This is a genomic window from Amycolatopsis balhimycina FH 1894 (genome assembly GCF_000384295.1).
Taxonomy (GTDB): Bacteria; Actinomycetota; Actinomycetes; order Mycobacteriales; family Pseudonocardiaceae; genus Amycolatopsis; species Amycolatopsis balhimycina.
This window is the reverse complement of record NZ_KB913037.1, coordinates 5,170,502-5,184,379: the sequence shown is the minus strand read 5'-3', so window position 1 is coordinate 5,184,379 and position 13,878 is coordinate 5,170,502. Positions and strand designations below refer to the sequence as shown.

Sequence of the window (13,878 nt, the reverse complement as noted above, 5' to 3'; positions counted from 1 at the left end):
GGCCGGCCGTGTTGCCCCTCACATGGGCGATTCGTTCGGTTCGGCCTGGTGGCGCGGCTACGCCGCTCAGCTGAGGGCGATCGCGGAGGCTCGCCGTCCCGACCACCTCGCGATCATGCCGCTCGACGACACGCTCCAGGCGCTCGGCAAGCAGACCGAGGTCGACGAAGGCGTGTACGACGTGCCGCTGGCGGGCGTCGTCGGCACGGTCGCCCGCGCCGGGGACTTCGACCGCGAGTTCCGGCCGCGCAACCGGGCGCTGCGTGACCGCTGGGAGCACCTGACGCGGACGTCGGCGGACCTCCCGCCGGTGCGGCTCGTCCGGCTCACCGACATGTTCTTCGTCGAGGACGGCCACCACCGCGTCGCCATCGCACGAGCGCGCGGTGCCCGCACGATCCGCGCGCGGGTCCGGTGGATCAGCACGGTGGCCTGCGCGCTGCGCTGCCTGACGCTCGCCGACCTGCCGTCGAAGACCGCCGAGCGGATGTTCCTGGAGCGCGTGCCGCTGCCGGACGACGTCCGGCTCGGGCTGTGGCTCGACGACCCGGCCGACTGGTTCCGGCTCGCCGACTCGGCCGAGGCCTGGGGATTCCGCCGTATGCTGGCCGGACGGCCGGTGCGCAGCCGCGACGAACTGGCCGACGCCTGGTGGCACGAGGAGGTCCGGCCGGTGCTCGAGCAGGTACGGCGACGCGGCTTGTGCCCGCCGCCACGGGATATCCAGGCGTATCTGAGCTATGGTCTAGACCATGTCTGAGTTTGGTGCCGCCTCCGCGGGGAAGAGTGCGTCGGCGGAGTCTCTGTCCGGGGTCGCCGTCAGCCCCGGCCGCGCGAGTGGTCCTGTCGTCCGTGTCGCGGAGCCGCTGAGCGAGCCCGCCGCCACCCCGGCCCCGGCCGATCCGGCCGCCGAGGCCGCCCGGGTCGCGCCCGCGGCCGCGACCGTCGCCGGCCGGCTGGAGAAGCAGGCCGAGACCGCGTCCGGCGAAGCGGCGACGATCCTCATCACCACCGCCGCGATGGCCGCCGACCCGGCGCTCACGTCGCAGGCCGAACAGCTGGTCAAGACGCAGGGGCTGCCCGCCGCGCGGGCCGTCTACCAAGCCGCCGAAGGCTTCGCCGAAGCGCTGGCCGCGGCCGGCGGGTACATGGCCGAGCGCGTCCGCGACGTCCGCGACGTGCGGGACCGGCTGATCGCCGAGCTGCTCGGCATCGCGCCGCCGGGGGTGCCCGAGCTGGCGTCGCCGAGCGTGCTGGTCGCCCGCGACCTCGCTCCCGCCGACACCGCCGGTCTCGACCCGGCGAAGGTGCTCGCCCTGGTCACCGAAGAGGGCGGCCCGACCAGCCACACCGCGATCCTGGCGCGCGCTCTCGGGATCCCGGCCGTCGTCGCGGTGCGCGGGCTGCTGGCCCTGGACGCGCAGGCGCTCGCGGTCGACGGCGACGCGGGCACGGTCGAGGTCGCGGACCCGTCGGCGCCGGTCGTCACGGCGACGGTGGCGCAGCTCGCGGAGTGGAACGGCACCGGCGCGACGTCCGACGGCCACCGCGTGAAGGTCTACGGCAACGTCGGCTCCCCGGCCGACGCGCGGGCCGCGGCCGACGCGGGTGCCGAAGGTGTCGGCCTGTTCCGCACCGAGTTCTGCTACCTGGACGCCTCGGACGAGCCGTCGGTCGCCGAGCAGCGCGCGGCATACACCGCGGTGCTCTCGCCGTTCCGCGGCAAGCCGGTGATCGTGCGGACCCTGGACGCCGGCGCCGACAAGCCCCTGGCCTTCCTCTCCCCGGAAGCCGAGCCGAACCCGGCACTCGGCGTCCGCGGGCTGCGCGTGGCCTTCGACCGCCCCGAGGTGCTGGACCGCCAGCTCGAGGCCATCGCCGGCGCGGCGGTGGACTCCGGCGCGGACGTCTCGGTGATGGCCCCGATGGTCGCGACGGTCGAGGAGGCCGCCTGGTTCGCCGTCCGCGTCCGCGCGGCGGGCATCGCCAGGGCCGGCGTGATGATCGAGATCCCGGCGGCGGCGCTGAGCGCCCGCGAGATCCTCGGCGTCGTCGACTTCGTCTCGGTCGGCACGAATGATCTGGCCCAGTACACGTTCGCGGCGGACCGCCAGCTGGGCGCGGTCGCGCAGCTCAACGACCCGTGGCAGCCGGGGCTCCTGCGCCTGCTGAAGCTGATCGGCGACGCGGCCAAGGCCACCGGCAAGCCGGCGGGCGTCTGCGGCGAAGCGGCCGCGGACCCGCGCCTGGCGCTGGTGCTGGCCGGTCTGGGCCTGACGAGCCTGTCGATGAACGCCCCGGCGATCCGCACGGTGGGCGCGAGCCTGGCCGCTGCAACTCTGGCGGACTGCGAAGCACTGGCGGAAGCGGCTTTGGTGACGTCGGATCCGGCGGCGGCCCGCGCGGCCACCCGCCCCTGACCTGCGCCGGCAAGCTCGGCAGCTCGATTCGGCTCGACTCGAATCCTGGGGCCGCCCCCCACTTTCAGTCTATCGGTCATCACCGACAGTGCCGGGTTGTGCCAGTCTGGTGGGGCGGAGTTGTCCACATTGATCGAGGGGTGTGGACAACCTTTCGTATGTCCGTGAAGGCCACCTTGAAGGGCCTCGAGGTGGCCTTCACGGCGTTTCCCGAAAATCCGGCCGGCGGGTTGTCGATCGGCGGGCCGGTCGCTCGACGCAGTGGTGAGACCGAAGCCACCGAGTCGAGAGGACCTCACCATGACCGCCACCATCACCGCCCCGGCCGAAGCGCTCCGGGCCGGGCGCCGGGAGTGGATCGGCCTGGCCGTGCTGGCCCTGCCCGCCCTGCTCGTCTCGCTGGACGTCTTCGTCCTGGTCCTCGCCCTGCCGAAGCTCGCCGCCGGCCTGCACGCCGACGGCACCGAGCAGCTGTGGATCATGGACATCTACGGCTTCATGGTCGCCGGGTTCATGGTCACCATGGGGACCCTCGGCGACCGGATCGGACGGCGGAAGCTGCTGCTCGCCGGGGCCACCGCCTTCGGGGCCGCTTCCGTCGTCGCCGCCTTCTCCACCAGTGCCGCCATGCTCATCGCCGCCCGGGCCGCGCTCGGCATCGCCGGGGCGACGCTGGCGCCGTCCACGCTCTCGCTCATCGGCACCATGTTCCAGAACCCGCGGCAGCGCGCCGAAGCGATCGGGATCTGGGCCGGCTGCTTCACCGTCGGCGCGATCATCGGCCCGATGGTCGGCGGCTTCATGCTGGAGCACTTCTGGTGGGGCTCGGTCTTCCTGCTCGGCGTCCCCGCCATGGTCCTGCTGCTGGTCATCGGCCCGAAGCTGCTGCCCGAGTACCGCGACGAGACCGCCGGCCGCGTCGACCTGCCGAGTGTCGCCCTGTCGCTGGCCGCGATCCTGCCCGCCATCTACGGCATCAAGGAACTCGCCCGCGACGGCGTCCACCTCGTTCCCGTGACCGCTCTTGCCGCCGGCCTGGCCATCGGATACGTCTTCGTGAAGCGGCAGCGGACGCTCGAAGACCCGCTGATCGACTTCAGCCTCTTCGCCGCGAAGGCGTTCCGCACCACGCTCGGCGGGATGCTCCTGTTCAGCATGCTCGGCGGCACAACGATGCTGTTCGTCGCGCAGTTCTTCCAGGTCGTGCAGCACCTTTCGCCGGTCGGGGCCGCGCTCGGCCTGCTGCCCGGCATGGCGACGTCGACCGTCAGCTTCCTCGCCGCGCCTGTCCTGGCCCGCCGGGTGAAGCCGAGCGCCCTGATTGCCGGCGGTGTCGCCCTCGCCGCGGCCGGCATGGTCATCCTCACCCTCGTCGACCCCTCGGCCGGGCCGGCCTGGCCCGCCATCGGCTTGGCCGTGACGTCCGCGGGCGTCGGCCCGATGGTCGCGCTGGGCACCGACCTCGTCGTCGGATCCGTGCCGCCGCGCAAGGTGGGTGCCGCCTCCGCGCTGGCCCAGACCGTCAACGAGTTCGGCTACTCCCTCGGCATCGCGACTGTCGGGACCCTCGGCAACGCCGTCGTCCGCGCCCACGGCTTCGCCGACGGGCTGCACGTCGTCGCCGGGCTCGCCGCCATCGCGTTCGCCGCACTGGTCTGGTTCGTCTTCCGGAACATCCGGCCGGCGACGGCCGCGTGAGAACAGCGCCTGAGAAACAGCGCCTGAGAACGGCGAAGGCCTCCCCACCCGATGCCTGAGTGGGGAGGCCTTCTTGACGCCGGGGGCAGAGGGACCCCGGCTAGCCGAACAGCCCGCGCCGCGGGTGCCGGACGACCAGCGAACCGCCGTGCACGCGCCCGGTCAGCACGAACCGGGGATTGCCCATCCGCCCGTTGCTGCGGGTCTTGTCCTCCAGCGAGCCGAACTTGATGTCGGTGATCGAGTTGACGTCGACCGCCGCGTGCTCCGGGATGATCACCTCGACCGAACCCCACTTGGCGTCCAGCTCGATGTGCACCACCGGCGACTGCACCTGGGCTTCGGTGAAGTCGAGCTTCGTCGAGCCGTACTTGTTCCGCACCACCATCTCGGGCGGGACGACCCACGGCCCGCTGCGGACCAGCGACGAGTACTTCGCGTTGAGCTCGAAGCGCTGTCCGGGCGAGTAGCCGCCGTAGCCGATCGGGGGCGCGTACGCCGGAGCGGCGGCCACGGCCGCGGCCGGGTGGAAGAGGCCGGCGAGGTCGGCCAGCACGGCGTTCAGCTCACCGCGGGTCCGCGACGCGAGGGCGCGGTCGGTGCGCTCGGTGAACTCGTCGAGGTCGATCATGCCGCGGCCGATCGCCTTCTGCAGCACGCCGACGACGTGCTCGCGCTCGTCGTCGGACACCCGAAGATCGCGTTCGCTCAACGGCTTCGTTTCGGTCATCGGTTCCGCCGCCGTGGTCTCTTCCTCGCCCATGCCCATGATGGTAGAACCGGATTTCACCAGGGAGATCGGGGGAAAACCCTGAACGGACCCGTAGTCCGCGGTGCCGTGCTCGGCGCGGCACTGGTTCTGCTGTGCGGGTGCACCGGCGAAACGCCCGCACCGCCGTCGCCTTCGCCGTCGACCACCACCACGACCCCGCCGGCCCCGGCGACGGGGCTCACCGGCATCCCGGCGACCGGCGGCATCGGGGTCACCGCGCTCCTGCCCACCGGCCCGACCCTCTTCGACGCCGACCGCGGGCCCACGGCCACTCCGCCCGGTTACCCCGGCGGCCTGGGTGTGCTCCGGGTCGGCGAGCAGGCCGTCCTGACGGCCTACCCGGCGGGCGCCGGCCACAACGACCCCTTCGAGATGTTCGCGTACACCGGCGCTTCGAACCCGCCGCGGTCACTGGGCCGTGCCTGGTCGGTCGTACCCGGCGCCGACCAGGAGAGCGCCTGGCTGATCCGGCAGGACGCGCCGGACAGCTGCCGCCTCCAGCGCGTCTCGCTCTCCGGGGAAGAGCTCGGTCACGGCCAGTCCGCCAGCTGCCGCACCGAGGTCAGGGCCGAGACCTCCCACGGCCTGTTGATCCGGATCAACTCCGGTTCCCCCGAGTCGACCGACGCGCTGATCGACCCGGAGACCGGCCGCACCGTCCGGCAGTACCCGCGGATCCTCGGCGCCACCGGCGACTGGCTGCTGCTCGACGGCTTCACCGACCTCCGCCTGCTGAACCTGCGCGACGGCAGCACCAAGCCGCTGACCCGGCCGGCGAGCGGCGGCGGTCCGCCTACCGTCGTCCCGTCGCGGGACGGCCGCGTCTTCGCGGTCGACTTCGCCGACCCGTCCTACCGCGGTCCGCGGCAGAGCCGGGACATCTGGCTGCTCAGCCCGGACACGCAGGCCTGGGAGCACGCACCGGGGATGCCGTTCATCACCGACCACCTGAAGCAGGGCGGCGGCATCGACTGGTCCGAAGCCGGCGACCTGGTGCTGGCCGACGGCGTCCTCGCGGCCTGGCACCCGGGCGAACCCCGGTGGCGCCTGGGCAAGGCCACGCTGCCGGACGGTGAGTGGAACGGCATCGCGGTGCTGCCCTGAGCGTCACTCCTCGTCGAGGCCGTGCTCGATCGCGTACCTGGCCAGTTCGACGCGGTTGTGGAGCTGCAGCTTCCGCAGCGTCGACTGCACGTGGTTCTCCACCGTGCGGTGGGACAGCACGAGCCGTTCGGCGATCTGCCGCGCGGTCAGCCCCTTCGCGACCAGGCGCAGGACGTCGGTTTCGCGCTCGGTCAGCCGAGGCGGCTCGGCACCCTCCGCCGGCGCGTCGGCCATCCGCCGGTACTCGCCGAGCACCAGCCCGGCCAGTCCCGCGGTGAACACCGGGTCGCCGGCGGCGGTCCGGTGGACGGCGTCGACCAGCTCCGCCGCGGACGCCGACTTGACCAGGTAACCGGACGCGCCGGCCTTCACCGCCTCCAGGACGTCCTTGTGCTCGCCGCTCGCGGACAGCACCAGCACCTTCGTCGACGGCAGCGCCGAGGTGATCTCGCGGGTCGCGTCCACCCCCGACGTGCTGCCCAGGTTCAAGTCCATCAGCACGACGTCCGGCCGCACGGTCCGCGCGATCCGCAACGCCGCGTCGGCGTCGGGCGCGGTCGCCCGCACGTCGAAGCCGTGTTCGGTCAGGTCGCGGGCCACCCCGTCGCGCCAGATCGGGTGGTCGTCGACCACCATCACCGAAATCCGCGGCTCGCTCATCCCGCACCCCTCGTGCTCGGCACCCTGACCTCCCACTCCGTGCCCCGGCCGGGCCCGGTGTCGAGGGCCGCGCTGCCCCCGAGGTCGCGGACCCTCCCCCGGATGGATTCCACCACGCCGAGGTGCCCTTCCGCGGCCGCTCGCTCGAGAACGCCGTCCGGAATGCCCGGTCCGTCGTCGCGGACGCTCACCACGACCTCGTCGCCGAGGTCCTCCAGCAGCACCCACGCGTGCGCGTCCGGCCCCGCGTGCTTCTCGACGTTCGCCAAGGCTTCGCGGGTCACGGCGAGCAGCTCACCGGTGACGTGCGCGGGCAGCTCGACGTCGTCCGCGGGGGTCGAGACCTGCACCGACGGCGTCGCGAGCAGCTGCAACGCGGCACGCAGGCTCGTCGTGCCGCGGTCGTTCGGCTTCACCGGCTCGGTCGTCACCAGTGACCGCAGCGCGATCTCCTGCTCGCCGGCCAGCCGGGCCAGCTCCGCCGCTTCGCCGCCGACCTCGTTGCCGCGCTTGCGGACCCGCGCCAGCACCTGCAGCACGCTGTCGTGGATCGACCGGGCCAGCCGTTCCCGCTCGGCCGTCGCCGCTTCCTTCCGCAGCGCCTGCTCAAGCCGCGCCGCGGACCGGCGGCCCAGCGTCGCGGCCATGCCGACCAGCAGGCCGGCCGCGGCGAGCAGGACGGCGTCGCGGGCGACGTCGAGGTCGAACTTCTCCCGCGCCAGCGCGGTCGCCACCCCGACCACCAGCCCGGCGAGCACGCCACCCGACGCGCCGAACCGCGCACCCGCGGCGACCGGTGGCACGGCCGCCCACACCGTGGTGATGAGCGGGACGTTCAGCGCGAACTGCGTGTCGCTGAGCACCCACGGCGAGGTCATCAGCAGGCCAGTGGTCAGCACGAGGTCGAAGACCACCAGTGCCGGCGGCCGCGTCCGCTCGCGCAGGTAGAGGAAGCCGCTGACGACCGACCACACGGCCATCACGCCGAGAATCGCCCAGGCCAGCCCTTCGCGTCGGTACTGTCCGTTTTGGACGATCACCGTGCCGCAGGCGAACGCCCACGTGAGCACGCGGAACGCGATCACGCCCCGCCACATGGGCGTGATCGGGTCGGGCGTCCTCCCCGCGGTCATTTCTCGTCGTCGCCGCGCGTCGGCACTTCCGCCTGCGGGGTTCCGGGCTCGGCGTCGTTCGGCTGCGCGGCCTGGTCCTCGAGGACGTCCACCTCGGCCGGGTCCGGGGCCGTCTCGTGCAGCAGCGACCGGATGCCCGCGTTGAGCACCGCCAGGATCGGCACCGCCATCAGCGCGCCCGCGATCCCGCCCACGACGAGGCCGCCGGTGATGGCGAGGACCACCGCGAGCGGGTGCAGCTTCACCGCGCGGCCGAGCAGCAGCGGCTGCAGCACGTGGCTCTCCAGCTGCATCACGCCGATGACGATGGCGAGCACGATCAGCGCGCCGATGAAGCCGTTGGTGACCAAGGCGATCAGCACCGCGACGCCGCCGGTGATCACCGCGCCGATGATCGGGATGAACGCGCCGAGGAACACCAGCGTGGCCAGCGGGATCACCAGGGGCACCCTCATGATCCACAGCCCGATGCCGATGCCGAGCGCGTCGACGACCGCGACCGCCGCCGTCGCGCGCACGTAGCTGACCAGCGACGCGAACCCCCGGCGCCCGGCGACGTCGACCCGCGAACGGACGCGGGCGGGCACGCCGCGGACCAGGAACGTCCAGATCCCGTCGCCGCCGCTGAGGAAGAAGATCGTGATGAACAGCGTGAGCAGGAAGCCGGTGACGATCTCGCCGACCGTGCCCGCCGTGGTCAGCGCAGTGTCGGTGAGCCAGGCCTGGTTGTTCTGCAGGAACCCGAAGACCTGGTTGATGAAGTCCTGGATCTGCTCCTGGCGCAGGTGCGCCGGGCCGTTGATCAGCCAGTCCCTGATCTGGCCGAGGCTTTCGTTGAGCTGTTTCTGCAGCTGCGGCAGGCCGCTGGAGAACTGCGTGACGACGAACGTCAGCAGCCCGGCCAGCACGGCCAGCCCGGCGATCAGCACGACCGCCGTCGCCAGCCCGCGCGGGAACTTCACCGCGACCAGCTTCTGCACCGCCGGCGCGAGGAGCGCCGAAACCAGCAGGGCGATGCCCAGCGGGATGACGACGACGGACAGGTAGCCGATCGCCCACACCACCGCGTACAGGGCGGCGACCACGACGATGAACCGCCACGCCAGCGCCGCGCTGATGCGCAGGCCCCGGGGGATCAGCCCGGTGACGTCCTCGTGCTCCGGCAGGAACGGGTCTTCGCGTCGCGCGTGGCTCACGGGCTCACCGTAGCGGCTGGACCGCCCGATTCGGCCGCTTTCCCGCGGCCGCGTCCGACACACCCGGCGGCCAGGGATGATCACCGACCGTCAGATCGGGCTACACCGTGTGTCTTTCACACGATGGGGGCATCAAGGCGTGCCGAGGATGCGCGCCGCCACGCGAATTTGGTTAGGTCGCTTCCGCAACGGCCGGATCACGAAGCAGGCACTGTGACAACCGGGCCCGGCCCGGGCCGGGGGCTCCGCCACCCGGAACCCCCGAAAGACATTGAGGAGACGACGAGTGGCCGACACAGCGACGAACGAGGGGCAGGGCGCCAAGCGCGTCGGCCGTCTCGTGTCGCGTGCGCTGCTCGTGTTCGGTGGTGCCGTGGCCGGCACCGCCGCCGCGTGGCTCGTCTCCGGTGCGGCGGCCTCCGCCGACACCGTCGAGGTCGGCACCGCGTCCGTCACCCCGGTCACCGAGGCCGCCGACGGCAGCCTCGCCGACGCGGACCACGGTGCCGCGCACTTCGCCGGTGACCTCACCGACGCGACCTGCCACCAGGACGTGACGTCGTGGAGCGAGCCGCAGGCCGGGACGACGGCGCGGCCGTGCGGCCGCACCTTCCACCACAAGGTGTCCGACCGGGTCGGCGACTCGGTGTCGGACCTCGCCGGTGACGCGGTGCTGAGCCCGGCCGAGCGCACCCTGGGCGCGGTCGGGCACATCGCCCGCAAGCCCGAGGACACCCGCCAGGTCATCGAGCAGGCCATCACCCCCGAGCCGGCGACGGACTTCGGCCGCCAGGTGTGGCAGCTGCTCGACCCGGCCGGGCACGGCGACCTGCTCCCGGGCCTCGACCCGGCCGGGCAGGAGCCCGCGGCCGCGCGCAGCGGACAGCAGGCCGGCACGGCCGCTGTCACCCCGGTCGAACTTCCCGCCGCGTTGCGTGCCGATGCGCTCGCGATGCCGGCGGGTCTCCAGCACGACGACGTCACCGGTGCCGCGGGCCGTTCCCGCGACGAGCACCGTGACCTGCCGTCCCCGCTGACCCCGGCGCAGCTTCCGAACGCGCCGGTCGGTCCCACCGCCCCGGGTGGCACCACGACCTCCGGTGGCCCTGGTGGGCACCCTGACGGCTTCAACGGTTGCGCCTCGCGCACGACCGAAGCCATCGACACCGCCTTCGCGGCGATGAGCCGCGTCGGCCTGCGCCGTTCGCTGCGCTCCCCGGGCAAGCAGCCCGGCGTCACTCCTGACTGAACACCTCCCTTCACGGGTCGCTGACGCGCCCAAGCCCGTCCTCTTCTGACGGCTTCGCGTCCACGCAATACCCGTGACTTGGCGGTGCGCTTTGGTGCGCCCGCATGAAGTTCCTTCCCCCTCGGTGCGCTCGGACACATCCCCCTTTTCGACGAGCGCACCCCCATAAGCCCGCAAGGGAAACCGAAATAAAGGAGAAAAACCCCATGCAGACGTGGGCAAAGCGCGGCCTCCAGACCGCATTTGTCACGGGTGGGTTGCTGATGCTGGGCACCGGCATCGCCTCGGCTGACGAGAACGTCAGCCCTGACACCCCTGCCTCCCCGCTCGACCTGAACGTCACGGCTCCCGTCCAGGAAGCCAACAACGCGGTCGGCACCCCCTTCGGCCAGCTGGACCTGCCCGCGGGGCAGACGGAGCTGAGCACCAAGCCGGTCACCAAGGCCGCGAACGAGGCTGCGAAGCAGCTCGACGACGCGAGCCCGATCAGCCAGAGCACCCTCGGCGGTGCCACCAAGGCCGACGGTGCGGGCGCCTTCACCCCGGGGCACAACAACCTCAAGGGCAACAAGGTCACGGGCGACGTCGTCGTCCCGATCCAGATCGTCGACAACGCGATCGGCGTCATCGGCGACGCCAACGTCAAGGGCGGCGACCACTCGCAGACCTGGGCACACGACCAGGACGTCAAGACGACGGGCGAAGGCTCCAGCCTCGCGGGCAACGCCGTGGTCCTCGACTGGGCGCTCCCCGTCCAGATCGCCGGGAACGGCGGCGGCGTCGCCGGCGGCACCGGCCGCGTGACCGGTGGGTCGGCCAGCCAGAGCACCACCGAGACCGGGGACGTCGCCACCAACGGCGACGGCTCGGCCCTCTCCGGCAACGTGGTGGCGGGCCAGTTCGCCACTCCGGTGCAGGTGACCGGCAACGCCGCTTCGTACCTGCTCGGCAACGGGCAGAGCCACGGCTACTCCGCCGACACCGTCGCCACCTCCGGCGGCTCGCTGCTGAGCTCCGGTGACAACGCGTCCGGCTCGGGCAACGTGGTCGGCGCGCCGATCGCCCTGCCGGTCAAGTTCAACTGCAACTCCGGTGCGGTGTGGGGCTCGCTGTCGAACTCCGACGGCTGCAACACCTCCGCCGACGCCACGGCCGGGGACACCCGCAAGGGCAGCCTCGGCATCCCGACCTACCTCGAGACCAGCGGCAACGACTCGTTCCTGTCCGGCAACGGCGGGGCGGCCTCGCTGTCCCCGATCGCGAACGTCGCGGGTGTCGCCGGCTCGTGGATCGGCAACGCCTCGGCGGGCATCCCCTGCGCCGGCAGTTCCTCCAGCACTGTCGACTCGGGTGGGTTCGTCCAGACCGCGGGTGACAACTCGAGCGGGTCGGGCAACGTCCTGAACCCGTCGGTCGCGCTGCCGGTCGAGGCCTTCGGCATCGGTGGCACCTACATCGGCCAGGCCGACGCCGCGCACGACAACACGACCGACGCCAACGCCGGCAACGGCAGCTACACCAAGGGCAACGGCGCCGTCCTCGGCGGCAACATCGTCAACACCCAGGCCGCGGGCGCGCCCGAGGTCTTCGGTATCGGCGGCAGCCACATCGGCAACGCGACCGGCAAGGCGACCGAGGACAAGAAGGTCACCGCCGGGGCGTACGACGGCACGCAGGGCGCCGACTCGTCCGGCTCGGGCAACGTCGTCCAGGTGCCGGTCGGCGTTCCCGCCGAGGTCTTCGGCATCGGTGGCTCGTTCATCGGCCAGGGCTCCGGCGCGGCCGACGAGACCAAGGTCGTCTCCGGTGGCGGCGGCGGCAGCACCGTCGACGACGGTGGCTTCCTGAGCTCCAACCTGGGCACGGTGCCGGCGTCGCTCCCGGTGCAGGTCGCCAACATCGGTGGCGCCTTCATCGGCCAGGGCCACGGCAAGGGCTCGACCGACACGACGTCCCACGCGGGCGGCGACGTCAAGGCCCACGGCCCGGCGGGCGCCGGCGCGGGCAACATCATCGAGGCCCCGGTCTCGCTGCCCCTGCAGGCGATGGGCGTCGGTGGCGCCCTCGGCGGCATCGGCACCGGCGAGAACGACAACATCACCGACTCCTCGGCGGGCGGCGACGCCGTCACCGACGGCCGGGACGGTGCACTGACCGGCAACATCGTGAAGGCCCCGATCGCGGGCGCCGGCACGGTCTTCGGCGACGGGATCGCCGCGGCCGCGCTCGGCACCGGCAAGGGCACCAACGACGTCGACTCGGAGGCGGGCGGCGACGCCACCACCAGCGGCGACCGCGGCAGCGTGGCCGGCAACATCATCGGCGTGGACCCGCTGGCGGTGGCGCAGGTCTTCGGCGACGCGGCCAGCGTGGCGGGTGTCGCCAAGGGCACCGGCATCAACATGACCGAGGTCGAGAACTCGGGCGACGACACCACCTCCGGTGTCGAAGGCGCGATCTCCGGCAACATCCTCGACCTGCCGGTGACCGCGATCGCGCAGCTGTTCGGCGACGCGGTGACCGTGGGCGGCATCGCGCACGCCTACGGCGACAACATGCTGACCACGGAGAACGGCGGCAAGGCCGTCACCGCGGGCGACCAGCAGAGCCTGTCGGGCTTCAACCTGTACCACCCGTTCGTGCTGCCGGTGCAGATCTTCGGGGTCCCCCTCGAGCTGCTCGGGCACGCCACCGCGGTCGCGAAGGACGCGACGAGCATCGACGAGGACGCGGACCCGATCGCGTACCCGCTCGAGGGTTCCGAGCTGGCGGCCGACGAGCTGCCCTCGCTGGCGGCACTCCGGAGCGGCCTGCCCACCCAGGGCGGCATGCCGTCGGTGGACGGGCTGATGGGCAAGCTTCCGGTCGCCGGCCTGGTCGGCGGGCTGCCCGCGTTCGACGGGCTGACCAGCGCGCTGCCGCTCGCCGGGCTGCCCACCCAGGGCGGCCTGCCCACGCAGGGCCTGCCCGCGCTGCCGGCCACCACGCCGGTCGACGAGCGCGCCGACGTGCCGTCGGTGGGTAACCCGCTGGCCGGGCTCACGAAGCTGGTGCAGCTGCCGGCCGCGGGCGTTCCGGCGCTGCCCACCGCGTCGGCGCTGCCCGCGGTGAACGGGCTTTCGGCGCTGGGTGGGGCCCTGCCGGGTCACACCGAGCGTGCGGACCTGCCGACTGCCGGCCTGCCCGCCGCGGTGCCGGCCCTGCCGGCCCTGCCGGCGCTGTCCGCCGTGAGTGGCGTCCTGCCGGGTCACACCGAGCGTGCGGATGTGCCGGCCACCGGCCTGCCCTTCGCCGCGCCGGCCCTGCCGGCCCTGGGTGGCGTTCCGGCGCTGCCGAAGCCGGCCCTGCCCACCACCGCGCTGCCCGCGGTGAACGGCCTGTCGGCGCTGGGCTCCCTCGCGGGCCACGGCACCGAGCGTGCGGACGTGCCGGCCACCGGCCTGCCCTTCGCGCTGCCGACCGCGCCGGCCGCGCTGCCGACCGCGCCGACCATCCCGGCCCAGCTCCCGGTCAACGCCAAGCTGCCGGTGCTGGACAGCACCCCGCAGGTGCCGGCGATGTCGGGTCTGGACTCGACCGGCTTCATCGCGAAGCTGATGGGTCTGGTCAAGCGCAAGTAGTAGTGCCGTGACGCCGGGCGGGTTCC

Annotated in this window: 10 protein-coding genes; 6 read left to right on the top strand and 4 right to left on the bottom strand. The window is 72.8% G+C overall.

Going from position 1 to position 13,878, the window contains the following annotated elements:
• The first annotated feature begins 22 nt into the window (after positions 1-22).
• The 3 genes from A3CE_RS0123180 to A3CE_RS0123170 all read left to right on the top strand — a co-directional run bounded on the left by A3CE_RS0123180 (position 23) and on the right by A3CE_RS0123170 (position 4,118).
• Positions 23-760 carry a hypothetical protein gene (locus A3CE_RS0123180; protein ID WP_020642504.1) on the top strand — a complete coding sequence of 246 codons (738 nt, stop codon included), beginning with the start codon at positions 23-25 and terminating at the stop codon, positions 758-760.
• Complete coding sequence (ptsP, locus tag A3CE_RS0123175) at positions 753-2,420, top strand: phosphoenolpyruvate--protein phosphotransferase (RefSeq protein ID WP_020642503.1); 1,668 nt, start codon at positions 753-755, stop codon at positions 2,418-2,420. The genes A3CE_RS0123180 and ptsP overlap by 8 nt, the downstream gene beginning before the upstream one ends.
• A 300-nt stretch (positions 2,421-2,720) precedes the next feature.
• The gene (locus A3CE_RS0123170; protein WP_020642502.1) at positions 2,721-4,118 is read left to right on the top strand and encodes an MFS transporter; all 1,398 of its coding nucleotides are present in this window, start codon (positions 2,721-2,723) and stop codon (positions 4,116-4,118) included.
• Between the two features lie 100 nt (positions 4,119-4,218).
• On the opposite strand, the gene A3CE_RS0123165 is transcribed toward A3CE_RS0123170, so the two are convergent.
• Positions 4,219-4,881 (bottom strand): DUF1707 SHOCT-like domain-containing protein, encoded by a 663-nt coding sequence (locus tag A3CE_RS0123165; RefSeq protein WP_020642501.1) that lies wholly within the window; start codon positions 4,879-4,881, stop codon positions 4,219-4,221.
• Positions 4,882-4,956: 75 nt separating this feature from the next.
• Between A3CE_RS0123165 and A3CE_RS0123160 the strand changes: the two genes are divergently transcribed.
• Positions 4,957-5,994 carry a hypothetical protein gene (locus A3CE_RS0123160; protein WP_020642500.1) on the top strand — a complete coding sequence of 346 codons (1,038 nt, stop codon included), beginning with the start codon at positions 4,957-4,959 and terminating at the stop codon, positions 5,992-5,994.
• A gap of 3 nt (positions 5,995-5,997) precedes the next feature.
• Here A3CE_RS0123160 and A3CE_RS0123155 read toward each other — a convergent pair whose 3' ends face one another.
• The 3 genes from A3CE_RS0123155 to A3CE_RS0123145 are packed head-to-tail and all read right to left on the bottom strand — an operon-like array spanning position 5,998 to position 8,983.
• Positions 5,998-6,654 (bottom strand): response regulator, encoded by a 657-nt coding sequence (locus tag A3CE_RS0123155; protein WP_020642499.1) that lies wholly within the window; start codon positions 6,652-6,654, stop codon positions 5,998-6,000.
• On the bottom strand, positions 6,651-7,787 hold the full coding sequence (gene macS, locus A3CE_RS0123150) for a MacS family sensor histidine kinase (RefSeq protein ID WP_026468774.1): 1,137 nt from the start codon (positions 7,785-7,787) through the stop codon (positions 6,651-6,653). Before macS ends, A3CE_RS0123155 begins: the two co-directional genes overlap by 4 nt.
• Complete coding sequence (locus A3CE_RS0123145) at positions 7,784-8,983, bottom strand: AI-2E family transporter (protein WP_020642497.1); 1,200 nt, start codon at positions 8,981-8,983, stop codon at positions 7,784-7,786. The genes macS and A3CE_RS0123145 overlap by 4 nt, the downstream gene beginning before the upstream one ends.
• Before the next feature lie 286 nt (positions 8,984-9,269).
• Between A3CE_RS0123145 and A3CE_RS0123140 the strand changes: the two genes are divergently transcribed.
• Together A3CE_RS0123140 and A3CE_RS0123135 are read left to right on the top strand one after the other, a co-directional pair.
• The gene (locus A3CE_RS0123140) at positions 9,270-10,232 is read left to right on the top strand and encodes a hypothetical protein (RefSeq protein ID WP_020642496.1); all 963 of its coding nucleotides are present in this window, start codon (positions 9,270-9,272) and stop codon (positions 10,230-10,232) included.
• Positions 10,233-10,438: 206 nt separating this feature from the next.
• On the top strand, positions 10,439-13,852 hold the full coding sequence (locus A3CE_RS0123135) for a PE-PGRS family protein (protein ID WP_245589574.1): 3,414 nt from the start codon (positions 10,439-10,441) through the stop codon (positions 13,850-13,852).
• Positions 13,853-13,878: the final 26 nt, after the last annotated feature.

Coding starts and splice junctions, on each gene's coding strand:
- macS (WP_026468774.1), bottom strand. CDS start 7,787: ATGACCGCGGGGAGGACGCCCGACCCGATCACGCCCATGTGGCGGGGC.
- A3CE_RS0123180 (WP_020642504.1), top strand. CDS start 23: ATGGGCGATTCGTTCGGTTCGGCCTGGTGGCGCGGCTACGCCGCTCAG.
- A3CE_RS0123170 (WP_020642502.1), top strand. CDS start 2,721: ATGACCGCCACCATCACCGCCCCGGCCGAAGCGCTCCGGGCCGGGCGC.
- A3CE_RS0123155 (WP_020642499.1), bottom strand. CDS start 6,654: ATGAGCGAGCCGCGGATTTCGGTGATGGTGGTCGACGACCACCCGATC.
- A3CE_RS0123135 (WP_245589574.1), top strand. CDS start 10,439: ATGCAGACGTGGGCAAAGCGCGGCCTCCAGACCGCATTTGTCACGGGT.
- ptsP (WP_020642503.1), top strand. CDS start 753: ATGTCTGAGTTTGGTGCCGCCTCCGCGGGGAAGAGTGCGTCGGCGGAG.
- A3CE_RS0123165 (WP_020642501.1), bottom strand. CDS start 4,881: ATGGGCGAGGAAGAGACCACGGCGGCGGAACCGATGACCGAAACGAAG.